Here is a 24,738-nt window from a genome sequence, read left to right on the forward strand (position 1 = left end):
ATTGCCGTTTAAAGGAGTAGGGTTGTGAAAGATACCATTTTAAGTGTGGATCAGATCTCGCTGGCATTTGGTGGGGTAAAGGCCCTGACCGATGTGAGTTTCGAGGTCGAACGAGGCGCCGTGTTCTCGATTATCGGTCCCAACGGGGCGGGCAAGACCTCAATGCTTAACAGCATCTCGGGTCGCTACCGTCCTCAGAAGGGAACCATCCATTTCGATAACCAAGATGTGACCCATCTTAGACCCAATGCCCGCGCCGATCTCGGCATAGGGCGTACCTTTCAAAACCTGGCGCTGTTTGGCCACATGTCGGTGCTGGATAACATTATGGTGGGTCGTCATCACTTGATGAAGAACAACTGGCTTACCGGCCCCCTGTACTGGGCCTCGCCGGCACAAAAAGAGGAGTTGGCTCACCGCCGTCAGGTGGAGGAGATCATCGACTTTCTCGACATCTCCCATGTGCGTAAATCCATTGCAGGCACCCTCTCTTATGGTCTGCGCAAAAGGGTAGAGCTGGCGCGTGCCATGGCGCTTAACCCCAAACTCATCCTGCTCGATGAGCCGATGGCGGGGATGAACCTGGAGGAGAAGGAGGATATGGCCCGCTATATCCTGGATCTCAACGAAGAGTTTGGCATTACCGTGGTGATGATTGAACACGACATGGGGGTGGTGATGGATATCTCCCATGAGGTGATGGTGCTCGATTTTGGTAAGAAATTGATCTCAGGCCTGCCCGAAGCGGTGATGGCTAACGAGCACGTGAGACAGGCCTATCTAGGCCTTGAAGATGACGAGCAATTACAAGAGGTTGGCTAATGACACAGGTAAATAATGCGTCGACGGCGCGGGCCTTCGACATGGGCGATCTCGATACCTTTCCCAAGATCTTACGCCACAATGCGGCCAATTGGGGTAAAGAGGTGGCCATGCGCGAGAAGGAGTTCGGCATCTGGACCGAATTCAGCTGGCAAGATTATCACAACCGGGTGAAGTGGATGGCGCTGGCCTTCGATCACCTGGGCATCAAAGCAGAGAGCACCATAGCCCTGCTCGGCGAGAACCGTCCCGAGTGGGTCTGGGGCGAGGTGGCCGCCCATGCGCTGGCCTGCTTCTCACTGGGGATCTATCAAGATTCGCTTCACGAAGAGGTGGCTTATTTGCTTAACCGCAGTGAGGCTCAGGTGATTGTCGCCGAAGATGAGGAGCAGTGCGATAAGCTGCTGGAGCTGGGCGACAGCATCCCCTCGGTGAAATATATCGTCTACTGCGACCCACGTGGTATGCGCAAGTATGACGACCCACGTCTCATCAGTGTCGAGGAGATATATCGCCTCGGCCAGGAAGTGGATAACACCCAGCCGCGCCACTACGACAACCTGGTCGATGCGGGCAAGGCGGAGAACATCGCCATCTACTGCACCACCTCGGGCACCACTTCTAAGCCCAAGATTGTCTTGCTGCAGGGCAGCAAGTTTATCGACCACTGCTGCTCTTACCTCAGGGCCGATCCGCGTGCGCCGGGCGACAACTATGTCTCCGTGCTGCCGCTACCCTGGATCATGGAGCAGGTCTACGCCGTGGGCCAGGCGCTCATCGCCCGTCAGATCGTGAATTTCGTTGAAGAGCAGGAAACCATGATGGCGGATCTGCGCGAGATAGGCCCAAGCTTCGTCTTGTTAGCGCCTAGAGTGTGGGAAGGGATCCTCGCCGATGTGAAGGCGCGCATGATGGACTCGACCCCGCTCAAGCAAAAATTGTTCGACTTTGCCATGAAGCGCGCCGAGCAGCGACTTGCCAATGGCGGGCGTTCCAAGCTTGCCGACATCCTGCTGATGAAGGCGCTGCGCGACCGCTTAGGTTTTTCCTTCTTAAAATCGGCGGCCACCGGCGGCGCGGCTATGGGGCCTGATACCTTTAAGTTCTTCCAGGCGATCGGCGTGCCGCTGCGTCAACTTTACGGTCAAACCGAGATGTGCGGCGCCTACACCATACATGAAGAGCATGATGTGGATTACGACACTGTGGGGGTGGCCTTCGATACCGCCGAGCTTAAGGTGATCAACACCGACAGCGAAGGGGTGGGTGAGGTGATTGCCAAGACGGTAGGCATGTTCAACGGCTATCTGGGCGATCAGGCCGCTTATGACGAAGACGTCAAAGATGGCTGGATGCACACGGGAGATGCCGGTTACTTCAAGCCATCGGGCCATCTGGTGGTGATCGATCGTATCAAAGACTTAGCCAAGACCAGTCAGGGCATTCAGTACTCGCCGCAATATATCGAGAACAAGCTGAAGTTCTCCTCCTTTATCGGTGAGGCAGTGATCTTAGGTAAGGGTAAGCCGTATTTGTCGGCCATCCTCTGTATCCGATTCAGCATCGTCTCCAAGTGGGCCGAGCAGCAGGGACTGGCCTTTACCAACTACACCAATCTGTCGAGTCTGCCCGAGGTCTATGAGCAGCTACAGGCCGAGGTGGAGCGAGTCAATGAGACCCTGCCTGATGCGCAGAAGATCAACAAGTTCATCTTGCTTTACAAGGAGCTGGACGCCGATGACGGCGAGCTGACCCGTACCCGTAAGGTAAGGCGTGGGGTGATTGCCGACAAGTATGGCGAGATCATCGAAGCCATCTATGACGATCAGTCCCATGTGGATATCGACACAGTGATCACCTTCCAGGATGGCACTAAGTCGCGCATCAAAACCCAAGTTAAGGTGGCGACAGTGATCGCGCCAAGCCAGCCCATCGAGGGCGAGGCGAGTCAAAGGAGAGCATCATGAATTTTGAACTCTTAATTCAACTTATCATCAACGGCCTGATCGTCGGCCTCTTGTATGGTGTGGTGGGCATGTGTTTCGTGCTGGTGTACAAGTCGACCCAGATCGTTAACTTTGCCCAAGGGGAGTTTCTGCTGGTGGGGGCCTGGGTCTGCTGGGCGTTTCTGACCTATTTCCAGCTGCCGTTTTTCATCGGCTTTATTCTGACCCTCTGCTTTATGGCAGTGTTCGGTATCTTGCTGCAGATGATAGTGCTGCGCCCCATGATAGGTGAGCCCATTATCTCGGTGATCATGGTGACGATTGGCTTGTCTATCTTCTTCCAGTCGCTGACCAAGTGGATCTTTGGCGTCTCGCCCCAGAGCTACCCTCAGGTGTTCGATACTCAGTCCATCGCCATCTTCGGTCTGAACATAGAGCTGGCCTATCTGATGAGTACTGTGATCGCGATACTCATCATGGCGGCCTTCTTCATCTTCTTTAAATACTCCAAGCATGGTCTGGCGATGCGCGCCACCGCGTTTGACCAGCAGGTGGCACAAAGCCTGGGGATCTCGGTTAAACAGGTGTTTGCCATGAGCTGGGGCATCGCCGCCACAGTATCGGCGACGGCCGGTGTGGTGATCGGCATGGTTAATGGCGTGTCCGACTCCCTCTCGACCATAGGTATCAAGGTGTTCCCAGCGGTGATTCTGGGCGGACTGGACTCCATCATCGGTGCCATCGTTGGTGGTGTGGTGATTGGCGTGCTGGAAAACATCGCCGAGTTCTTTGACAGCCAGTGGCTGCATATCGGCAACATGTACGATATCGCGCCTTTCTATGTCTTGCTGGTGATCCTCTGGTTCAAGCCCTATGGCCTGTTCGGTACCCGTGATATCGAGCGAATTTAAGGAATACGGCAGATGACACACCTAATTGCGTTCGACCTTATTGCAGCTCAAGGAGTTTTTTATGTCTAGTTTAGCGATGCGCCCGTGCGGGGATTTTCGCACCAGCTATAAAGCTGACAACACGATTTTTGAAACCAAGACCATACGCCTGGTGACCTTTTTGGTGATCGCGCTGGCCTGCGCCGCGCCCCTGGTACTGGATGGTTATTTTCTGACCCTGTTTATTCAGATCTCATACTTAGGCATCGCTGCACTTGGACTGAATATCCTGGTGGGCTTTACCGGGCAGATATCCTTAGGTCACGGCGCCTTCTTTGGCTTTGGCGCCTTCGCCTCGGCCTGGCTTAATACCAGCTTTAATATCCCTGTGGTGTTTTGTATCCCCTTAGCGGGCTTTCTCACCATGGCGGTGGGCATGATGTTTGGTATGCCAGCGGCGCGTATTAAAGGGCTTTACTTAGCCATCGCCACCCTGGCGGCCCAGTTTATCATTCAGGACTTCTTCGGCCGCGCCGAGTGGTTCTCGGGTGGTTCCTCTGGGGCCATGGCGGCGCCGGTCAGCCTGTTTGGCTTCGATTTCGACACAGATAAGAGCTTCTACTTTATCGCTCTGTTTGCCCTGGTGTTTATGTATATCTGGGGTTGTAACCTGATGCGTAGCCGTGACGGCCGCGCCTTCGTGGCGGTGCGTGACCACTATCTGTCGGCCGAGATCATGGGGGTTAAGCTCAACAAGTATCGCCTCTTGTCCTTCGGCATCTCCTCTTTCTATGCCGGGATTGGCGGCGCCCTGTACGGCCACTACCTGGGATATGTCTCTGCCGAGGGCTTCACCATCTTAATGTCGATTCAGTTCCTGGCCATGGTGATCATCGGCGGTTTGGGCTCTATCAAGGGCACCCTGATGGGGGTGGTCTTTATGGTGCTGCTGCCCGAGGTGTTAGAGGGCATGGTGGGACTGATGAAGTACACCGACTTTGGCAATCTACCCATGGTGACCGACGGTCTGGCCTATATCAAAGAGATGGCTATCGGCCTAGTGATCATCTTGTTCCTCATCTTCGAACCTGAGGGGCTGGCCCACCGTTGGGGACAAATTAAGAACTACTGGAAGTGTTACCCATTCGCCTATTAAGTCGAGCACTGATAAGGGCGAGGACAAATAAATTTGATGTAAAACCGACACAGTTTGAATAGCAATGAGCGTTGATCCTGGCTGTAGCGCTGCCTTAACCGCATTCAATCTAAATGGATCATGTTGAAGGAAGATAACGATGACTAAAAAAATATTACTTAGCACCACGCTTGCTTGTTTCGCCTTTGCCTCGGGGGCTGCCCAGGCCGAGGATACGGTTTTTGTTGGCCATCTGGCCGATATGTCTGGCCCTACGGCCTTCGTGGGTAAGCCTTACGCCGACGGTGTGCGTGATGCGCTGGCCTATATCAATGCCAATGGCGGCATCGACGGCACTAAGCTGGAATATGAAACCATAGATTACGCCTACAAGGTGCCTCAGGCGATCGCCTCTTATAAGAAGTGGTTGTCGCGTAAAAACATGGTGGCTATGCAGGGATGGGGTACGGCGGATACCGAGGCACTGATCTCTTTCGCCGCCAAGGATAAGACGCCTATCTTCTCCGCCTCTTACTCGGGCCATCTGACCGACCCTCAGGGCAAGAACCCAAAGACCACTAAGCCTGCGCCTTATAACTTCTTCTATGGCGCCTCATACTCAGATGCCTGCCGTGGACTGGTGCAGTGGGCGGCCGAAGATTGGAAGACCAAGGGCGGCCAGGGCAAGCCTAAGTTTACCCATATTGGCGCTAACCATCCTTTCCCGAACGCGCCTAAAGAGGCCTGCGCCGAATACGCCACCGAGTTGGGTTTCGACGTACAACCTTCAGTGGTGATCTCCATGAAGCCGGGTGACTTTAAGGCCCAGTGTTTGAGCCTTAAGAGCTCGGGGACTAACTATGGCTATATCGGCAACCTGGGGGGCTCGGTGCAGTCGCTGATCAAATCCTGTGACACGGTCGGTACCGATATCCAGTTCATGTCTAACATCTGGGGCGGCGACAAGCTGGTGTTTAAGGCTGCCGGTGAAGGGGTGAAGAACTATATTTTTCCAACCATGACGCCCTTCTGGACCGATGATGTACCGGGTATGAAGCTGGTTCGCGAGATCTCTAAGATGTCTGATAGCTCGGGTCAAGAGGAGCGTCTGCACCACTATATTCGCGGCGTCTGCTCAACCTATTTCATGAAAGAGTCGATGGAGTGGGCCAAGGCCAACGGTGGCATTACAGGCGAGAACGTGAAGAAGGGCATGTATGTGCACAAAAACTGGGTGCCTAAGGGGCTAGAGGGCGTCTGCCTGGCTGCCACTTGGACACCAGAAGATCACCGTGGTATCAACCAGGTCAACATCTACAAGGGTAACTTTAACGATGGCGACATTAAGGTTGAGAAGGTTAATCAGGTGACCCTTGAGCGTCGGGTTGACTGGTTAGGCTATTAATCTCTTTTCCATCTGCCGGGTAAGCGAGTCTTGCCCGGCCCGCTTCTTGACCTTGGAGTTGTTATGACACAAGCAGTGCAGTTAAAGCCCGAGACACCACTTCTCTCGATCAACAATATCGAAGTGGTCTATGACGATGTGATCCAGGTGCTACGTGGCGTGAGTATCGATGTGCCACAGGGCGAAATCGTGACCTTGCTGGGGCCCAACGGTGCCGGTAAGTCCACCACCCTCAAGGCGATCTCTGGTTTACTTAAAACCGAAAACGGCGAGGTGTCTCGCGGTGACATTCACTTTATGGGGGAGCGTATCGATGTGAAAAACGCTGATGAGGTGGTGCGCTCTGGCCTGTTTCAGGTGATGGAGGGGCGCCGGATTATCGAAGATATGACGGTGATCGAAAACCTCAAGCTGGGGGCCTATACCCGCCGTGATGGTCAGGTGAACCAGGATATCGAGATGGTGTTCAACTACTTCCCGCGCCTCAAGGAGCGCACCGGGCTGGCGGGTTACCTGTCGGGCGGTGAGCAGCAGATGCTGGCCATCGGCCGCGCCCTGATGGCCAGGCCTAAGATGATCTGTCTCGATGAGCCCTCTATGGGGCTGTCGCCTCTGCTGGTGAAAGAGGTGTTTGGCATCATAGAGAAGATCAACCGCGAGCAGGGAATTACCATGTTGCTGGTGGAGCAGAACGCCAACTACGCCCTTAAGGCCGCCAACTATGGTTACATCATGGAGTCAGGCAAAATTGTGCTCGACGGCACCAAGGCGCAGCTGCTTAATAACGAAGATGTGAAGGAGTTCTATCTGGGGGGCGGTAACGAGACCCGTAAGAGCTTTAAGAACTTAAAGTCGTACAAACGCCGCAAGCGTTGGTTGTAGGGAGGCATGATGGCCGAGTATTACAAACCCGAAGAGACGCTCGCCCCTGAGCTGCGCGAGCAGCAGCTGATGGCGGCGCTGGCAGAGCAGCTCAGCTACGCCAAGGCAAACAGCAGCTATTACGCCGAGTTGCTGGCAGATATTGAAGTGACCAGCGTCGATAGCCGCGAGGCGCTAGCGACCCTGCCCATTACCCGTAAGGCAGATCTTATCGCCCTGCAGGCCAAGCAGCCGCCCTTTGCCGGCATGACGCCAAGCAAGCCAAGTGGGCGTATCTTTCAGTCGCCTGGGCCCATCTATGATCCCGAGTGTGATGGCCATGATTGGTGGCGTATGGGGCAAGCCTTCTTCGCCGCTGGGTTTAGAGCTGGGGATCTGGTGCAGAACTGCCTGTCTTATCACCTAACGCCGGGGGGCTTTATCATGGACTCGGGCGCGAAGGCCTGTGGCTGCACAGTGATCCCGGCGGGCCCAGGTCAGAGTGAGATGCAGCTGGATCTTATCGCTTCGCTTAAGCCGACTGGCTACTGCGGCACTCCTTCGTTTCTTAATATCTTGCTGGAGAAGGGCAAAGCTTTAGGTAAGGACACCAGCTCTATTACCAAGGCCCTGGTATCGGGCGAGGCGTTAACGCCCTCCCTCAAGGCCAGCTTCGAGGCGGCGGATATCAATGTTAAGCAGGCCTATGCCACCGCCGATCTCGGCCTTATCGCCTTCGAGAGCGTCTCGGGTGAAGGCCTGGTGGTCGCCGAAGGCATCATTGTCGAGATAGTGCGACCCGGTACCTTAAGCCCTGTGCCTGAGGGCGAGGTGGGTGAGGTGGTGGTGACCAGCTTTAATCGTGATTACCCACTGGTGCGCTTTGCCACTGGAGACCTGTCAGCCATTTTGCCGGGCGCTAGCCCCTGCGGTCGCACTAATGTGCGCATCAAGGGCTGGCTAGGCCGCGCCGATCAGACCACTAAGGTGAAGGGGTTGTTTGTGCATCCCGAGCAGGTGGAGCGGATTCGCAGTCGCCATCCTGGTATCGCTAAGGTGCGTTTGGTGGTGAGCCGTCAGCATGAGAATGATGTGATGCATCTGCTGTGCGAGGTGGATGAGGCGATGCGACCTCAGGTCGATATTAGCGCGGTGCAGGACTCGATCCGCGCCGAGACTCAGCTGTCTGGCGAGGTGGCCTTGGTGGCACCTGGTGCCTTGGCGGATGATGGGGTGGTGATAGAGGATCAAAGATAATGGTCTAGGCTTCGTCTAGCCTGACTTTGAGGATAATGCCCAGCCTTGGATGAGGTTGGGCATTTTTGTTTTTGTTGTTTAACTATTAACGTCTAACATCTACCGGAGTTTTGTTGGAAGGATATTTGAAGGTCGCACCTTCATGTCAATCTAACGCCTGTCCGGCGGGGATCGTGCAAACACTATTTTGGCTCGCCACGAGCACTTCCTTGTGGGCTCTGCGAAATCATCCCTGATTTCGAAGGCCAAAATCGTGTTTGCACTGGGTATCTAACGTCTCTTCGATTTAGCGGTATTTGGCGCGAGTCGCGAATATAAATGCTGGGTTATTTTTGCCCCAAATGAGTTAACAAGGTATCGGTGAATCAGTAACGAACGGACTTTCTGGCCTAGCAATTTTCATCGTGACACCCGTGAGATGTAATTCACTTATCCCTATCCAAAAAACTGGATAAGTACACAGTCATATTTAAATCATCAGGATTTTGAACGATTTTTATCCTGTATTTGTGCGCGTTTTCTCATTTTGGCTTAAATAAATAGCATTAAAATTAATCACTTAAAATATTCGTCAAGTAGATAATAGGTTTGGAAAACGCGCATGCGCGTTTTTCCAGATGGTGTATTTAGCAAAATGCTGATAAGTTCATTGTATACAGATAGTTAACTGTGCGCGTTTTTGCTGGTCCAACGAGGTAAACGCGCATGCGCATTAATAAGCTGTTAGGTACTTATCGAAGTTATGAGTTTTAAACGAGCGCGATGGGAACAAGGAAGTGTTTATGCAATTCCTCTGAGAGACGGAAGCTTTGGTGTTTGCCAAGCGATCGATTTAATGATGCCCAATGTAGTTTATATCGCAGTATTTTCTTATCAATTTAAAGAACTTCCTGAAACTATTCCGCCATTAAGTAGAAGTGATATTTTGTCTCTCGGCGCAACATGGAAGCAAGAATTAAATAACGGAACTTGGGCATCATTAGGTAAATGCGAACCTGTCGTAGTGAAATCAGACTTTCCTAATGAAGAGTTTGCAGAAGACGGTTATGTTGGTGCTGTTACATCGGATGCAGGATTATACTCAAATTTCTTAGCAGCATGTTTTGGTTTAATTCCCTGGAATACCATGTTCGACCCTAATTATTGGGATGAATACTTAAATTCAGGAAGTGCTCGCCCGAGCTCAGTAAATATCTTGAGTGAAGTAGCACGCAATAAATATCGTAGCGAAGAGTTAGGTGTAAAAAGTACCTAACAAAGCATTTAAGAGTGATTCGCATCGCTTGGCAGTTTCGCTTCGCTCAAGTATAGCCAAGCGTCGCTCACACCTTAATGCGGCGTTAGTTGCCAAGGAAGATATGTCAGCAATTTCCCAGATAGTAGAAAAGTTACAGAAATTTCCCGAACTTGATTATGAACAGAGTGAAGACTTCATTTCTGTTAATCCTCCTAACGGGTTTAATGTTTGGCTAACTGAAAATGAAAATAGTTTTACGGTTGGCTTCGCTGGTTGGCACGAAGATTTCTCGGAAATTGAAGACGCGCTAAATTGTTTTGCTTTTGGCCTCAGTGATAAATGTCGTCTCAAAGTGTATAAGCGTGGCTCATCCGAGTATAAATGGATAGTTCAGGCGTTGCGTGAAAATGAGTGGTATGACGACAGTGAAACAGGGTTGTTGTTTTTCCCCTTTTGGCGCAAGAAACAAGTAATGATTTTACAGAATACAGTAATTGGCAACTAACAAGACCATCATGGCATTTGTGCGCCCCATATGGAGGCGCTGGGGGAGCCCCTAATAATTCAGGTCTTCCTGAGGGATACGTGGGACAGAGTAAACTTTATTTGATTATCATATTTTTCCTCATCCCCCCAGCTTTAGACTCCTTGCTTTATCGAATTTCTGTCCAAAAATTATTTAGTATTTGATCGTTGCGGATACAGAAGTTACCACATCGAAGAGATGATAGGCTTAGTGCAAACACATTTGTGACCTTCCGAGGCATTGATGCCTCGTGTTCGTTCTTCTAGCAGATATTGGTTCAATTTACTATTTTATATAAATTGGCCTGACATTTTTATATGCTCGTTAAAGGTGTAAAAATAATGTTGATTTGACATTTTATTTGTTTCTGAAAATAAATACTAAAATTATATTGGAGCAATTTTTTACTATAAATTCAGGCTGGTTTTATTTTTATGTCGCCTTTAAAAGATGGGGTTGTATTTATTCACATGTGTACGGATTTCTTCAAAGATCTTTAGAATGTAATCATCTATAGAGTTAATGCTGTTTTAATGAGGGTGTAAATGCATCAGTCTTAATTAAAACAGTTAATGCTTATAAAGGTGATGATTAAATTGGTGCCATCTTAGGTGGTGTTTCTTTCATGCTTTTAAATATTCTTGGTTAATATGTTTTAGCTACTGCTAAATTATCTTTAATACGGCTGATTTTTTTTGTGGCAGTCTTTATAAAAATTCGAACCCGTTTATTCTCAGTGCAGATGTGATGTCTATCTCATTATTTAAAACTCTGTACTCCTCCTTTAAATTGTAGTCATAACCATTATAACTTTTATCCGTTACAAAACAGTGGCTTGCCGTTTTGTAGCAGATGTTTAATATTATTGGGTGGGGAATTTATGATCTACGAAACGCTATTTATCTATGCAAGCTGTTAGGGGAGTTGGTTTGTCAAAACGCCAAAGGGTTTATCAATAAATCAGTGTTAATTAATTAAGGTTTTGATGTAGTAAAAAAATCTTATGGATTTTTATAAAAACAAGATCCAGCTCATAAAATGACCAATGCCATTAGTGTAAGTTCAACCCGAATAAGTAACAAAATTGTTAGCCATTATTTAAAGGTCTCATAAATTATGTCTACTTGGATTGTTTTGTTTTAACGGGTGTTAAATAAGCAGTCTGAAATATATATGACGTCGAGCGTAATAGGTCGGCTTACGACTCGATATATAAAGTGAATGCCGACAATCATAGCCGTTAACTGCGGTTTTAATTTTGGAAAAGACAATCGTTGAATTGAGTCTTTCAGATAAGTGCACCCTAAATATAAGTGACACTGTGAGTGACTGTTGTAGACAGTATTTTTTTAGCAGCCACTTTATTGAGTGTAACTGATGCTGAGGTAATAAAGACTTAAGCCTGTAATTTAGCGAATGAGTTAAATCCATAATTAAAGATTAATAAAAATAAAATGGAGAAAGATGATGAGTAACACCAAAGTATCAGGATGCATAGGCTTGCTGGCCTTAATCCTAACGCTTCCGGCAAGCGCCGGAAAACCGATAGACAATGATGGAGATGGCTACAACGCTAATTTAGATTGTAACGACAACAACTCACTCGTCTGGGAGGTTAACTCCTGTGGCGTCTGTGAAGTTGAGCCCTTAAATGGCTGTAATGCTTCCAACCCGCACTCGGATTTGAGTTGGACCGACTACCCGACGGCTTGTATAGACTGCCACGATGGTGGGGTAGCTGGCTCGCAGTATGAGGAGATGTTTGGCTCTACCCATTACCAATGGACGGGCGATACACCGGATATGGTTAATCAGGGCGGTACATTGCAAGGTAAGTTGACCAATGCGGTTAACAGCTATTGCATCAATATCGAGGGAGATTGGCCTGTTTGTGGTTCATGTCATGCTGGCCGAGGGGTCAAGCCTGGCGAAGGCGACACCAAAGCCAATGTCGACTGTTTGATGTGCCATAACAAGGATTACGCGTTAAACCGCGTCAGAAAGCCAGACGGCAGTATGGGGCCATCGGATGGTACAGCGCAGGCCACGCTTGATACTTATGTGCAAAATATTGCCGCACCGAGTAGAAGTAACTGTTTGAAGTGCCACGCCTATGCCGGTGGTGGTGATGGGGTGAAGCGTGGAGATATCTCCTCTGCATTGGTTGGCAACTCAGATATGCACTTTGATGTTCATATGAATGTCGCTGGGGCAAATTTGCAGTGTCAGGACTGTCATAAGTTTGAAAGCCACAGAGTGATAGGTAAAGGCTCTGATCTACGTCCGACCGATGATGTTGTTCGCGGTTCTGAAGTGACCTGTAGCAGCGGTACTTGTCACCAAGGTATGGATTCAGGTTCAGGACATGCGACCTCTGGCAGACGCGGTGAGCCCGATCGTCACGTGGCCAGAGTGGCTTGTCAGTCTTGCCATATTCCAACCTATGCCAAAGATTTAGGTGATCCTTCACACGTGCCAACAGAGATGTACAGAGACTGGCGTTTCCATCATGACGGTACACCAGCGGATGGTGTTTCAGGCTCAGGTCACCCCCATGTCGATAAGCTGGCAAACCAGACCCCAGAATTTAAGTTCTGGAATCGTAAGAGTGATAACTACTTACTGCATGACTTAGGGGTTATCGATCCTGCTACCGGCCGATACCCGACCTCTCGCCCTATGGGGGATGTGAACGATGGTAAGTTAACGCCATTTAAGTACAAGACCGCGACTCAGCCTATGACGGTTGCCGATGAGCGTATGATTGCCTTGGATACTTTTGAGTACATCAAAGGCTCGGGTGATGCGGTTACTGCAATCGAATCTGGTTTGGTCAACATGGGCTACCCTGTTAATGAACCTTACAAGTGGATAGAAACTGACACCTATCAGGTGATTAACCATGGTGTTAATCCAGCCAGTGATGTTGCGGCTTGTAGCCAGTGTCACGAGGAAACGCTGGACTTAACGACAGACTCTAAGCTAGATGCCTTGGGTTATCGCCTCAAGGGGCCGAAAGAGCAAGTATGTGCCCAGTGCCACGACGGTAGTAAAAACTTACCTCGTACTTGGGATCGCATGCACAATCATATTAATAAGGGCACCACTGGCATAGGTTGTAACTTCTGTCACGATATAGAACGTGTCGAGCGTAACCTATGTGATCCATGCGACTCTTCTTGTTCCATTGAATATGTCGATAACATTGCTTATCCGCATCAGTGTAAATAAATTAAGGTCGTTCAATAGAGAGTAATGAGTAAAAGGCTGGCACTGTGTCAGCCTTTTTTCTGCTGAAGATATTGTGAGTATTTAGCCTAGCCTTAATAGAAATGCCGGGTAGATAGCCATGCAGGGCTGTGGTTTTGCGTCAGCTTAAAGATTGTCGCCACGCCATCTGCATTTATGCTGCGATTTGAATATGTTATTGCTTTATAATGGAAGGCTAAGCTAGAGATCGGATAAATATTGCACGGAGGCAATCATGCTAGGCGCTTCAATTAAACCCAAAATACCTCTGCTATTTCTTGTCAGTGTGTCCGTCTGGTGGGCGTTTTACTATCAGAGTGATGGCCCTTTAAATGATTATGGCGAGGCTAACTTTGAATGGCTCTATCTGCTCGATGCCCTAATCGTCGCGCCGCTATTATGTTTCTTCTGTATTAGAAACAAGAAGGATGCGCTCATTAAGGCGCTAGCGTTGCTTTTGCTTGGGGTATTGCTTGGTAGCTATATTGTGCCGGAGCAAAACAAGTTTATCTGGCATCATCTGGAGCAGGGACGTTATTTGGTCGTTGCCGTCATAGTGCTTTTCGAGCTAGTGGCGATAACGAGTGTTATCTTGGCCATAAGTTCGGCTCTTGGTCAGGGCAGAGATCCCGACCTGGCGATTGACGAGCCTATAACTCGAGTCCTTGGTACAGGTGCAATCGCCGATCTGTTACGTTTCGAGACTCGTATGTGGACCTACGCTCTATTTGCCTCTCGTATCGATAGGCATCATTTTAGCGGCACGCAGCATTTTACCTACCATCAAAAAGAGGGAGCGCAGAGTAATCTACTTGGTTTTATCTTAGTGATCGCCTTTGAGGCGCCGCTGATGCACCTGTTGCTGCACTACCTCTGGTCGCCCTTGGCTGCCAACATTATCAGTTTACTAACACTGCTGAGCTTAGTGTTTTTTATTGCAGAATATCGTGCCCTGTCCAGATGGCCCATTTCTTGTTGTCGCAATGAACTCATTATTCGCTGCGGCCTCTCTTCGCCCATGGTGATCCCCCTTAGTAATATATTGCACGTCGCGCCCAACCAAGCTTTTGTTAGGCGATCAAAGCAGATTAAACGCTATAACTATGCTGGTATTCCCAATGTTGAAATCAGATTAATCACGCCCATGAAACAAGTAGAAAGGGTGTATCTCGGCGTGGATGACCCTGAGGGGTTTATCCTAGCCATGCAGCCTGAATAACCAAAGTATTCAACACTTTTAATCCATGAGTGGAGAGCTTGTTTGCTAAAGACAGGTCATCTTTCCAATCAATAATAAGTAGCAGTATTAATCTATATATGAGTATTTTTCTAAAATCTGCGCCGTGTTCGGGTGACACCGTGATGCTGCAGGGTTTTCCTGCCTATTTCCTTGCGCCACTGCCCGTGATGTCACCTCCTGGTGCTCCCTTGCTTCCCCCCGAGTTGATTCTGCGCCATGACGAGGTGACTCTGGATATAGGTCAGGGAAAGGCCGACAGGGATATTGCCTTTCAGGTGCGATGCGTCATCGGTTTTCTCTACCTGTTTAGCGCGATTTTTATCGCGGCGGGTCTGCAAGACGGTGAGCTCGAGCGACTGGAAACTATTCTTATCCTAATTGCTCTTTCAATCGGTTTATTGGTGTCTGGGTTGCTGTTTAGCTGGCAGGTGATGCGTCGTCGGCAACGCCCCATGATCCGCTTTAATCGACAGCGGCGTGAGCTTTGTTATTGGAAGCCTGGTTGTGGCACGCCGCGCTTCGTGCCCTGGGAATCCCTCGTGGCTTATGTCTATGCTGGTGAGGCGCTGGGGGCGACGGCTATAGGTAAACCCATAAAGATGGATGCCCACAGTCTGCGTTTGGCAGAATATAGAGAGCAGGATAGATCGCTGCACTGTTTCTATCAGGGGGAGGGCAACATAATCGTTAACTTTGCCTTGGAAAATTGGGAGGCCATTCGGCGATTTATGGATGAGCCCAAAGAGTGCTGGCTAAGCGTGAAGCCCTTACCCGACAGGCAAAGCTTCCTCAATCGGCGCCTTGGCTTATGGCAGCGCTTTGTGGCTAACCCTAACAAGCGTTGGTTGCATATCAATCTGCGGGATTACAGTGAGTCCTGGTTAGTCATGGGCTGCTACTATGTGATTCATATGCTGTTTTGGTGGCAGGTGCCCTATCTGATCTCTGCTTGGTATTTGCGACTTGCGGTGTTCAGGCCCTGGCCGCAAGCCGTGCAGCAGTGGTGTAAGCCATTACCTGAGCACCAATGGGCTAAACCTAGTGAACAGTATCTAAAGGCGAGAGCGGCGTTTTTAGCCCGGAAAGAGCATCAATAAATGGCTCATAGGATTAAGGAAAGCATTACAAACTAAATAAAAACGCCCGGCATTTGCCGGGCGTTTGTGTAAGCGAACTCTTGTTTGAGCGAACTTGCGGGTCTTAGTTAGCAGACTTGATGAAGTCGACGATCTCCTCGAATGGGATCTCCTGCTTCTCGCCGGTGCGACGATTCTTGTATTCGAATACGCCGTTGTCTATGTTGCGATCGCCAATTACGATGACGTGCGGTAGACCAATCAGCTCCATGTCGGCAAACATCACGCCTGGACGCTCTTTACGGTCGTCGAACAGGACTTCGATACCAGCATCGTGAAGATCGCTGTAGAGCTTCTCGGCCATATCTTTAACACGATGTGACTTGTGCATGTTCATCGGCAAGATACCCACCTTGAAAGGTGCGATGGCGTCTGGCCAGATGATGCCACGATCGTCGTGGTTCTGCTCAATTGCTGCGGCCACGATACGGCTCACGCCGACACCGTAACAACCCATCAGTAGGGTTTGTGCCTTACCGTTTTCATCCAGTACGCTGGCGCCCATGGCTTGTGAGTAGTTAGTGCCCAGTTGGAAGATGTGACCCACTTCGATACCGCGTAGCAAGCCGATAGTACCTTGACCACATGGGCTAGGCTCACCTTCGATAACGTTACGCAGATCGGCAACCTCTGCTTGTGGCAGGTCACGTTCCCAGTTGATGCCCACATAGTGCTTACCGTCTTGGTTAGCACCGGCAGCAAAGTCGCTCATCACGTTGACACTGTGATCCACATACACAGGGATGGTCATGCCTACTGGGCCAAGTGAGCCAGGGCCTGCACCTAAGGCGGCGCGGATTTCAGCTTCGTCGGCCATCTCGAACGGAGAAAGTACCGCATCGAGTTTTTCAACTTTGACTTCGTTCAGTTCATGGTCGCCGCGAACGATCACTGCAACCAGTGGTGTGTCTTCGCTGGCACCCTTAACGATAATGGTTTTCACCGTCTTCTCGATGGCGATACCGTGCTGCTCAACCAACTCTTCGATGGTCTTGGCGTTTGGCGTGTCAATGACGCTCATTTCCATGGTGGCGGCGCCGCGTGGCTCGGTCGGTATTGGTGCCTCCGCCTTTTCGATATTGGCGGCGTAATCACTCTCGGTTGAGTAGGCGATCAGGTCTTCACCACTGTTAGCCAGCACGTGGAATTCATGTGACATGCTGCCACCGATAGAGCCAGTGTCGGCCAGTACCGGACGGAAAGCCAGACCCATGCGGCCTAAGATGTTGCTGTAGGCTTGGTACATCGCCTCATAGGTATCATCCATGGTTTCCTGATCCAGATGGAAAGAGTAGGCATCTTTCATCAGGAATTCGCGTGAGCGCATCACACCGAAACGGGGACGGACTTCGTCGCGGAATTTGGTCTGGATCTGATATAGGTTCAGCGGCAACTGCTTGTATGAGTTAACCTCTTTACGAATGATATCTGTGATCACCTCTTCGTGAGTCGGGCCCAGTACGAAGTCGCGGTTATGTCTGTCTTGGAAACGTAGCAGCTCAGGGCCAAATTTTTCCCAACGGCCAGTTTCAACCCAAAGATCTGCCGGTTGCACCATGGGCATTAAGATCTCAACAGCACCTGCATTATTCATCTCTTCGCGAACGATCGCTTCGACTTTGCGCAGCACACGTAAGCCTGTCGGCAACCAGCTGTATAGGCCAGAAGCGTTACGACGTATCATACCGGCGCGTAGCATTAATTGATGACTGATCACCTCAGCGTTTGCCGGGGTCTCTTTTTGTGTTGAAAGCAGGTACTTGCTAACTCGCATTCCCAATATCCACTTGTGTTATGAAATAGGCCGACATTTTAGCACCCTGACGTTTGATGTCACCTAGTTTGTTGGCTCGACGCCGCGGGAGATTTGTGTCGGCCTGTCAGGATGGCAGCCCCATGTTGTCTGTTTTTGCAGCAAGCTGGAGGTGATTCATACAAGGCCGAGTTTAGTGTGGTGTGATGAGTCGATATAAAGGTGTGATAAGCCGGCAGAGATGGCCTTTAAGAGCCGCCCCAAGGGGGCGTAGAAACGCGTTGGTTATTATTGTCCCGATTGCGCGTAATCTAGAGCACTCACCGTGCGCTATTGCCTAGCTCAGTGCTCACTTCACAGGTCACCTGGCAAGCAAAACCCGCTTAGATTAAGCAGAATTTAACCTGAGATATTAACTGCTCCTAGTGATCAACGCGGATAAATGGCGTAAAGTACCGGGTTTTTCGCAAACTGTCTCTGGCCAGTAAAGTGGCTAGTAAAGTGGCCAGTAAAGTGGCCAGTAAAAGGTAGACAACAAATGGAAGTGATCGCGCAAATCTATCCCGATCGTATCGTGCTGAGTAAAGGCTCGCAGCAAACGGCCCTGTCGCCGAGTGCGCCATTTACGACGAGGCGTTTGCTGGTGGGCAATTTTGCCCCAGCCGAGCAGTGTCTCAAACAAGGGTTGACTGAGCTGGGCTGCCTTGGGCTGTTTAAGCGGCCAAAACTTGTCATCCAGCCGATGGCCATGTGTGAGGGCGGCCTGTCTGAGGTCGAGGAGCGCTGCCTGATGGAGCTTGGCCTGAGCGCCGGCGCCCGTGATGTCAGGATACAGGCTGAGTGATTATGCCTAGTTTCCGCCTAATGGACGCCGGAAAGAGCAGGCTGTAGTCATCTGCCATTTAGGACAGTTATTTAGGCAGTTAATTTAGGACCGTTATTTTAAGGATCGTTTTTTTAAGGATAGCCATGAAAGCAAAATATTTTATCGTCATCGCATTGATCTTAGGGGTCTTAGTGCTAGTGCCCAGACTCGAGACCACCTATCAGAAGGCGACTCTGAGCAATGATAAGGGCGAGACGGTGGAGTGCGAGGTCAACTGGACAGGCCTTGGTTTCGGTGACACGCAATCAGATAGCGACTATCAGCAATGTATTGATGATTATGTTGAGCAGGGATATGTGATCAGTCGTAACGAGAAACGGGTTGAGAAGGTCGGCGCCCAGCTGCTGAGTTTTTAATATTGGCCTTTTCAAATTGCCCCTAAGTACCAGACGCCAGACAAAAAAATGCCAGCCTATTCTAGGGAATAGGCTGGCAAAAGGCTAGCTGGGAGCGCTAGTTGCAGTTGATCGCCTCATACAGTTCCTGATACATCATCTCGCGCATCTTGAACTTCTGTATTTTACCGGTCACCGTCATGGGATACTGTTCGACGAACTTGATGTATCTCGGCACCTTAAAGTAGGCAAATTTCTCGGTGAGGAAGTGACGTATCTCCTCTTCGGTGACGCTGGCCCCCGGTTGCACCTTGATCCAGGCGCACACCTCTTCACCATATTTCTCACTCTTGACGCCGAAGATGGCCGCATCTTGCACTTGCGGATGGGTGTAGAGCTTCTCTTCGATCTCTCTCGGGTAGATGTTCTCACCGCCGCGGATGATCATATCCTTGATGCGACCGACAATCTTGACATAGCCTTCGCTGTCCATCTCTCCTAAGTCGCCCGAGTGGAGCCAGCCTTCGCTGTCAATGGTGGCCGCCGTTTTCTCGGCGTCGTTCCAGTAGTATTGCATCACGCAGTAGCCACGGCTGCAGACCTCACCAGGCTGACCAACGGGTAGCACTTCGCCAAACTCATCGACTATCTTCACCTGGGTGTGGGCCAGGGCGCGGCCAACCGTAGTGACGCGTTTTTCCAGTGACGAGCCAATCTCTGTCATATTGTTGATAGGGCTGCACTCTGTCTGACCATAACCGATCAACACCTGTTTCATATACATGAGATCTTGCACCCTGCGCATCACCTCCTCGGGGCAGGTGGCGCCCGCCATAACACCTGTGCGTAGCGTGCTGAGATCGAAGCGTTTAAATTCTGGATGCTCAAGCTGGGCGATAAACATGGTCGGTACCCCATGCAGCGCGGTGCAGCGCTCGGCTTCAACCACTTCAAGGGTCGTTAGGGGATCGAAGGAGTCGCTCGGATAGATGGCCGAGGCGCCAACAGAGATGCAAGAAAGGTTACCCAACACCATGCCGAAACAGTGGTACAGGGGCACAGGGATACAGAGCTTATCTTCGAGGCCTAAGCGCATCGCCTTGGCGACCAAGAGCCCGTTATTCAAGATATTGTGATGGCTCAAAGTGGCGCCCTTTGGGCTGCCCGTAGTGCCTGAGGTGAACTGAATATTGATGGCATCGAAAGGAGATAGCTGGGCGGCGGTATCTTTGAGCGCCTTGCGGTCGCTCTCGGTCAGCGGGCGCTTGAGATGGCTAAAATTGAGCATGCCGGGAGACGCCTCATCACCCATACGGATCACAAACTCAAGGCTCGGCAGGTTGGCCGATTCCAGTTGACCCGGTAAGCAGATATTCAGTTCAGGGGCTAGCTCGTAGAGCATGGAGAGATAGTGACTGGACTTAAACTTTTCGGCGCAGATGATGGCGCGACAACCCACATTGTTGAGGGCGTATTGCAGCTCCTCTGGGCGATAAGCCGGGTTAATACATACCATGATGGCGCCTATCTTGGCGGTAGCAAATTGGGTCAGACACCACTCGATATTGTTGGGTGACCAGATGCCGACGCGATCCCCGGGTTTTATGCCGATGGCCAGTAGACCCGCGGCCAGTTCGTCGATATGAGACTGGTATTCCTGGTAGCTCCAGCGGATCCCTTGATGATGCATGACGATGGCGAGTTGGTCGGGGTGTTTGGCTGCCATCTCATCCAGGTAATGACCTATGGTTTGTTCGATTAGCGGCGTGCTGGTGTCGCCGTTAAATTGGCTCAGTTGTAAGGGAAGTTGGTTTTCAATTGCAGATGTCGTTACAGCAGACATAGAGCCTCCGTGCTTAGGGGGTGTCGATTGTGGTTTGATCACACACTACCCAAAGCCTCGGGGGACTCACAAGTGAAGATTGGCCGATATAGACTAAAGAACTAAGGTCGGATAAGTCCGCTAAAGGCCCTGTAAATTGGCCTTTTTTATCAATAAAAACAAGATGAAAACAGGAGGCCTGAGCCTCCTGTTTCACTGTGTCATCTTAATGAGGGGACGACTGCCAATTTAGCGACCATCTTGGGCGCGACGGGTCTTAAAGTCCGACGCTTCGAGCCATTTTGGCCAATCATCATTGTTGGCGAGCTTCTCTAGAATATCGCTGATCAGCGCCAGATCTTGCTCGATGCCATCTAGGGTCCAACTGGGATCATAATCGTCGGCGCCCTGATGGTACTTGTGGGCGATATAGTCTGGATCTGTATCCCCCAAGCTCATAAACATCAGGCCGGGGACACCTTGTTTGGCCAGGGCGAAATGATCCGAGCGGAACATCAAACCGTTTTGCGGCCTTGGATCGGCCTTAACCCAACGGCCTTGGGCCTTGGCGGCGGCATCTAGATAGTTTTCCAGCTCAGAAACACCTTCGCCATAGCGCAAGATATAATCGACTTTGTTGCCGACATTCATACCGTCTATGTTGAGGAAGGCAACCAGCTGTTTGGTGGGCACTGGTGCGTTTTCGGCAAAATATTGGGCGCCGATGAGGCCGGTTTCCTCGGCGGTAAAGGCGCTAAACAACATGGAGCGCGCAGGCGGCTGTGTCGCACTTAGAGACTTGAAGTGACGTGCCAGTTGCAATACACCCGCTACGCCTGAGGCGTTGTCCACCGCGCCATTGTAGATACGGGTCTGATCTTCATGCATTGTCTTGCCTAAGTGATCCCAGTGGGCGTGCATTACCAGCCACTCGTCAGGACGGGTTTTGCCTGGCAGCAGAGCGGCCACATTGTAGGAAGTAGCCAGCTCAATCTCATTTTTCAGAGTAAGATCAGCCTTAAGCTTGAGCGATCGCGGTTTGAAGCCTGGTTTGGCGGCGGTGAGCTTAAGCTTGTCGTAATCTAAGCCCGCGGCGGTGAAGATCTTCTGCGCAACTTCATGTTGGATCCAACCCATCACCCCTATGTGAGAGCGATTCTTCTCCTTGTCCACCAAGGTGTACTTGGTGTTGGTGTTGCTGTTTTGCACTACATTCCAGCCGTAGGCGGCAGGTGCGGTTTCATGGACGATAAATACTGCCTTGGCGCCTTGTCTGGCCGCCTCTTCATATTTGTAGGTCCAGCGGCCATAGTAGGTCATGGCGTTACCCTTGAAGACCTCTGGGTCCTGCGTAGCAAAGCCGGGGTCGTTGACCATGAGGATCACGGTTTTGCCTTTGACATCTATGCCCTGGTAGTCGTTCCAGCCATATTCCGGTGCCTTGATACCGTAGCCAACGAAGACTACCTCGCTGTTATCCAGGCTGAGGCTTGGCTGGATCTGCTCGGTGCGGGCGGTAAAGTCGCTGCCATTGGTAAAGAGCAGATCGCCCACTTTGAGTTGCATATTCTGGTCGGCAGTGATCTTGGCCATGGGGACACTCTGACGGTAGCTATCGCCAAATCCTGGCGCTAAGCCCATCTGTTTAAAGGCATTCTCCAGGTATTCCACCGTGAGGGTTTCGCCCTTGGAGAGTGGGCCGCGGCCTTCAAATTGATCGCTGGCGAGTGTTTTGACATCTTGACGATAGCTTTGCTGGTCGAAGATGAAGGGCGCGGCACTGGCGGCCGGTAGCAGCAACAGGCCGAGTAAGCCCAAGAGGCGTGGGATATTCACAGACGACTTCCTTTTGTGATGATTGCTTTTTATGTTGTAGTCGTTGCCTGGTTAGGGCAATCGATTGATCATCATATGTGTATCAGAAAGGTAGATGCAAGGGCGGCGGCGATGGCGGGGCAAAGATCTGTTAAGTTTGTTTGCTTGTTCAAAAAATCTGCCTTACCTTCTACCTAATGGCTAGTGTCGATTTGCCATCTTTGGGCGAGTCATGTTTAGTGGATATAAAGGGAATGACGATGAAAGCCTCTCGGGTTAAGGAAAAGAACATGAAAGTTACTATGACCTTGTTGATCGCCAGTCTCAGCCTAGGGCTGATGAGCGGTTGCGCCAGCAATAAATCCCTCGATCAGGCCTTTTACGATGGGGTCAAAAAGCGCGCCGAATCTCGGCCCAATAACCCAGATAATCAGGTCGAAGAGAAGGATTTAGCTGGTGGGGTTGTCAATGTGATTTTCCATGGTGCCGGTAAGCTGATCCATGGTAATTAGCTTGGCACTCTCGGTTTAGGTAATTAGCTTGGCGCTCTGGGTTTAGCTAATTAACTTGGCTATCTTGGTTTACTCACTAGCAAACTCGCCAGGCGTTTATTTCTTGTCGCGCCTATCACCTATGATACGAGCGGGATTACCGGCGACAATAGCGAAGTCGGGAACATCTTTGGTGACGATACACCCCATGCCGATCACGGCGCCGTCGCCTATGGTCACGCCATCGACTATGCCCGCCTGGGCGCCAATCCATACATCTTTGCCTATGACGATTCCCTTAGATTGACTGCTTTGTTGATATATCGGCGTGTCGGGGCGCATGCCATGGTTAAAGGCGTAGATGGTGACATTGTTGGCGATGCGGGTCTGATCGCCAATTACTATCTTGCCGCGACCGCCATCTAAGGAGCAGCCATGATTGATGGCCACCTCATTACCCATAACGATAGGCCCGTGCAGAAAGCTGTCGGCGGCGATCATGCAGCGATTGCCTATCTGAATATCCCGGCCCGGTTCGGCAAACAGTTTGGCCTGGGGAGCGATAAAGCACTCCGCTCCTATGCTCACCGTCTCAACGGCCATCAATTGGGTTTGTATCTCCTCTTGCCAGGGCCTGGCCCAGGAGAGGTGTTTAGGCTTTAAGGAGAAGTAGAGCCAAGGCATGTAGGCCAGGCGCTGTTTATGTTGCTCGCGGTAATCGATGGGCGTTTCCATGATTAATCTGCCTGCTCCAATGCCTCAGGTTTTACCGGGCGAATGGCATCGACCAGAATACCTTCCTCATCCACATGCCAGAGGATATCCAGATCATAGAGGGCTATCTGGTAATCTTTTGGGTCTTCCTTGGCCTTTTTATAGGCTGGGCGGGGATCCTGTGCCAGCACGCCTTCGATGATGGCCTTGAGGTTGGGATACTTATCTTTGGGTAACTTGTCCAGCTGGTGTTGCACGGCCTCAGTAAAGCGTACATGGATCAGCACGGGCGCCTCATGGGCGATACCGCCTATGGCGCCTTCGATGGCGTCTGAGAAGGGGATATAGGGTTTGATATCCAGAATCGGTGTGCCGTCCAGTAGATCCATGGCGGAGATCTCAAGTTCTACCTTGCCTTTGCGCTGATGGATAGCGTGCAGTTTGACCACAGACTGGCCGATACCGTTGGGGCGGAAGGTGGAGCGGGTGGCAAACACCCCTAGCTTCTCGTTGCCGCCTAAGCGTGGTGGCCTAACCGTGGTTTTCCAACCTTGGCTGAGGTTTTCATGAAAGGTAAACAGCAGCCAGATGTGAGAGTATTGCGACAGGCCGCGCACCGTATCTATGTGGTTATATGGCGGCTGCAGTTCAACGAAGCCGCGGGCGGCAGTAACCAGTCCTGGCTGTCTGGGAATGCCAAATTTCTGTTTGTAAGGGGTGCGGCAGATGGCCACCGCCTCAACTTCACGTTTGAGTGTCATGGTAAAGACTTCTGTTTACGCTAATGCGCAGGGCGATAAAAAACTACTTCTCTGTGGTGGGCAGCAAGATGGCCTGGCCGACACACAGCGCCTGGGTTACACAGGTATTGCCCGGCTGTTCGACCAAGGTGCAGCCCTTGATGATAAGCCCGTTAGCCCCTTTATCTGCGGCGGCGCGGCGTGCTTGAGTTCGCGCGTCACTGATGGAGGCTGGCACATCTTGAGTACGCACCTGACATGACTCGCCTTCGACCATGCCTTTGAGTTCGTATGAGCCCTTAGGTAGCGTCTCTTGATACAACTTGACCTCGCCAACCTTAAAGTAGTCATTGATGACCTTGCCATCTAAATTGCTGTTGAAGGTGTATTCGCCCGCGCAGCCACTCAGTAGCAGGGCAGATAGGATCAGGGCGGTCTTTGTCATGGTATTGGCCTGTGTTATGAGGTGAGCTCAAAT

21 protein-coding genes are annotated in these 24,738 nt (G+C 50.7%); 15 read left to right on the forward strand and 6 right to left on the reverse strand.

Annotated features, from left to right (window positions below; all coding sequences use genetic code 11):
- Positions 1 to 24: 24 nt before the first annotated feature.
- The 12 genes from L2712_RS10480 to L2712_RS10535 all read left to right on the forward strand — a co-directional run bounded on the left by L2712_RS10480 (position 25) and on the right by L2712_RS10535 (position 15,665).
- Complete coding sequence (locus L2712_RS10480; RefSeq protein WP_033537577.1) at positions 25 to 822, forward strand: ABC transporter ATP-binding protein; 798 nt, start codon at positions 25 to 27, stop codon at positions 820 to 822.
- The gene (locus tag L2712_RS10485; RefSeq protein ID WP_052125447.1) at positions 822 to 2,789 is read left to right on the forward strand and encodes a long-chain fatty acid--CoA ligase; all 1,968 of its coding nucleotides are present in this window, start codon (positions 822 to 824) and stop codon (positions 2,787 to 2,789) included. Before L2712_RS10480 ends, L2712_RS10485 begins: the two co-directional genes overlap by 1 nt.
- A complete protein-coding gene (locus L2712_RS10490; protein ID WP_033537578.1) occupies positions 2,786 to 3,679 on the forward strand; it encodes a branched-chain amino acid ABC transporter permease in 894 nt (297 codons plus the stop codon). The genes L2712_RS10485 and L2712_RS10490 overlap by 4 nt, the downstream gene beginning before the upstream one ends.
- A gap of 61 nt (positions 3,680 to 3,740) precedes the next feature.
- Complete coding sequence (locus L2712_RS10495) at positions 3,741 to 4,814, forward strand: branched-chain amino acid ABC transporter permease (RefSeq protein ID WP_033537579.1); 1,074 nt, start codon at positions 3,741 to 3,743, stop codon at positions 4,812 to 4,814.
- 139 nt (positions 4,815 to 4,953) lie between these two features.
- The gene (locus L2712_RS10500; RefSeq protein ID WP_248977757.1) at positions 4,954 to 6,198 is read left to right on the forward strand and encodes an ABC transporter substrate-binding protein; all 1,245 of its coding nucleotides are present in this window, start codon (positions 4,954 to 4,956) and stop codon (positions 6,196 to 6,198) included.
- A gap of 63 nt (positions 6,199 to 6,261) precedes the next feature.
- Entirely contained in the window at positions 6,262 to 7,080 is an 819-nt protein-coding gene (locus tag L2712_RS10505; protein WP_033537581.1) for an ABC transporter ATP-binding protein, read from the forward strand.
- A gap of 9 nt (positions 7,081 to 7,089) precedes the next feature.
- Positions 7,090 to 8,316, forward strand: a complete 1,227-nt coding sequence (locus L2712_RS10510; protein WP_248977758.1) for a phenylacetate--CoA ligase family protein — start codon at positions 7,090 to 7,092, stop codon at positions 8,314 to 8,316.
- A gap of 742 nt (positions 8,317 to 9,058) precedes the next feature.
- Positions 9,059 to 9,571, forward strand: a complete 513-nt coding sequence (locus L2712_RS10515) for an Imm26 family immunity protein (RefSeq protein WP_248977759.1) — start codon at positions 9,059 to 9,061, stop codon at positions 9,569 to 9,571.
- A 28-nt stretch (positions 9,572 to 9,599) separates the two neighbouring features.
- Positions 9,600 to 10,058 (forward strand): hypothetical protein, encoded by a 459-nt coding sequence (locus L2712_RS10520; protein WP_248977760.1) that lies wholly within the window; start codon positions 9,600 to 9,602, stop codon positions 10,056 to 10,058.
- 1,488 nt (positions 10,059 to 11,546) lie between these two features.
- Positions 11,547 to 13,310 (forward strand): hypothetical protein, encoded by a 1,764-nt coding sequence (locus L2712_RS10525; protein WP_248977761.1) that lies wholly within the window; start codon positions 11,547 to 11,549, stop codon positions 13,308 to 13,310.
- A gap of 253 nt (positions 13,311 to 13,563) precedes the next feature.
- On the forward strand, positions 13,564 to 14,547 hold the full coding sequence (locus L2712_RS10530; protein ID WP_248977762.1) for a hypothetical protein: 984 nt from the start codon (positions 13,564 to 13,566) through the stop codon (positions 14,545 to 14,547).
- A 98-nt stretch (positions 14,548 to 14,645) separates the two neighbouring features.
- Complete coding sequence (locus tag L2712_RS10535) at positions 14,646 to 15,665, forward strand: hypothetical protein (RefSeq protein ID WP_248977763.1); 1,020 nt, start codon at positions 14,646 to 14,648, stop codon at positions 15,663 to 15,665.
- A gap of 103 nt (positions 15,666 to 15,768) precedes the next feature.
- On the opposite strand, the gene L2712_RS10540 is transcribed toward L2712_RS10535, so the two are convergent.
- Positions 15,769 to 17,478 carry a proline--tRNA ligase gene (locus L2712_RS10540; protein WP_033537588.1) on the reverse strand — a complete coding sequence of 570 codons (1,710 nt, stop codon included), beginning with the start codon at positions 17,476 to 17,478 and terminating at the stop codon, positions 15,769 to 15,771.
- Between the two features lie 517 nt (positions 17,479 to 17,995).
- Here L2712_RS10540 and L2712_RS10545 point away from each other — a divergent pair.
- Together L2712_RS10545 and L2712_RS10550 are read left to right on the forward strand one after the other, a co-directional pair.
- Positions 17,996 to 18,301 (forward strand): hypothetical protein, encoded by a 306-nt coding sequence (locus tag L2712_RS10545; RefSeq protein ID WP_033537589.1) that lies wholly within the window; start codon positions 17,996 to 17,998, stop codon positions 18,299 to 18,301.
- Between the two features lie 125 nt (positions 18,302 to 18,426).
- On the forward strand, positions 18,427 to 18,699 hold the full coding sequence (locus L2712_RS10550) for a hypothetical protein (RefSeq protein WP_033537590.1): 273 nt from the start codon (positions 18,427 to 18,429) through the stop codon (positions 18,697 to 18,699).
- Positions 18,700 to 18,796: 97 nt separating this feature from the next.
- Here the strand turns inward: L2712_RS10550 and L2712_RS10555 are convergent, their stop codons facing one another.
- Together L2712_RS10555 and L2712_RS10560 are read right to left on the reverse strand one after the other, a co-directional pair.
- Complete coding sequence (locus L2712_RS10555) at positions 18,797 to 20,521, reverse strand: AMP-binding protein (protein WP_248977764.1); 1,725 nt, start codon at positions 20,519 to 20,521, stop codon at positions 18,797 to 18,799.
- Between the two features lie 228 nt (positions 20,522 to 20,749).
- Entirely contained in the window at positions 20,750 to 22,303 is a 1,554-nt protein-coding gene (locus tag L2712_RS10560; protein ID WP_248977846.1) for a M28 family metallopeptidase, read from the reverse strand.
- 302 nt (positions 22,304 to 22,605) lie between these two features.
- Here L2712_RS10560 and L2712_RS10565 point away from each other — a divergent pair, with 302 nt between their 5' ends.
- Positions 22,606 to 22,827: a hypothetical protein gene (locus tag L2712_RS10565; RefSeq protein WP_088904245.1), complete on the forward strand. Its 222-nt coding sequence runs from the start codon at positions 22,606 to 22,608 to the stop codon at positions 22,825 to 22,827.
- Positions 22,828 to 22,923: 96 nt separating this feature from the next.
- Here L2712_RS10565 and L2712_RS10570 read toward each other — a convergent pair whose 3' ends face one another.
- The 3 genes from L2712_RS10570 to rcsF are packed head-to-tail and all read right to left on the reverse strand — an operon-like array spanning position 22,924 to position 24,705.
- Complete coding sequence (locus L2712_RS10570) at positions 22,924 to 23,541, reverse strand: acyltransferase (protein ID WP_248977765.1); 618 nt, start codon at positions 23,539 to 23,541, stop codon at positions 22,924 to 22,926.
- A 2-nt stretch (positions 23,542 to 23,543) separates the two neighbouring features.
- Positions 23,544 to 24,281, reverse strand: coding sequence for a tRNA (N6-threonylcarbamoyladenosine(37)-N6)-methyltransferase TrmO (tsaA, locus tag L2712_RS10575; protein ID WP_033537595.1), 738 nt, complete (start codon positions 24,279 to 24,281; stop codon positions 23,544 to 23,546).
- A 43-nt stretch (positions 24,282 to 24,324) separates the two neighbouring features.
- Complete coding sequence (rcsF, locus tag L2712_RS10580; protein ID WP_248977766.1) at positions 24,325 to 24,705, reverse strand: Rcs stress response system protein RcsF; 381 nt, start codon at positions 24,703 to 24,705, stop codon at positions 24,325 to 24,327.
- Positions 24,706 to 24,738: the final 33 nt, after the last annotated feature.

The organism is Shewanella marisflavi, from assembly GCF_023283925.1.
Classification (GTDB): domain Bacteria; phylum Pseudomonadota; class Gammaproteobacteria; order Enterobacterales; family Shewanellaceae; genus Shewanella; species Shewanella marisflavi.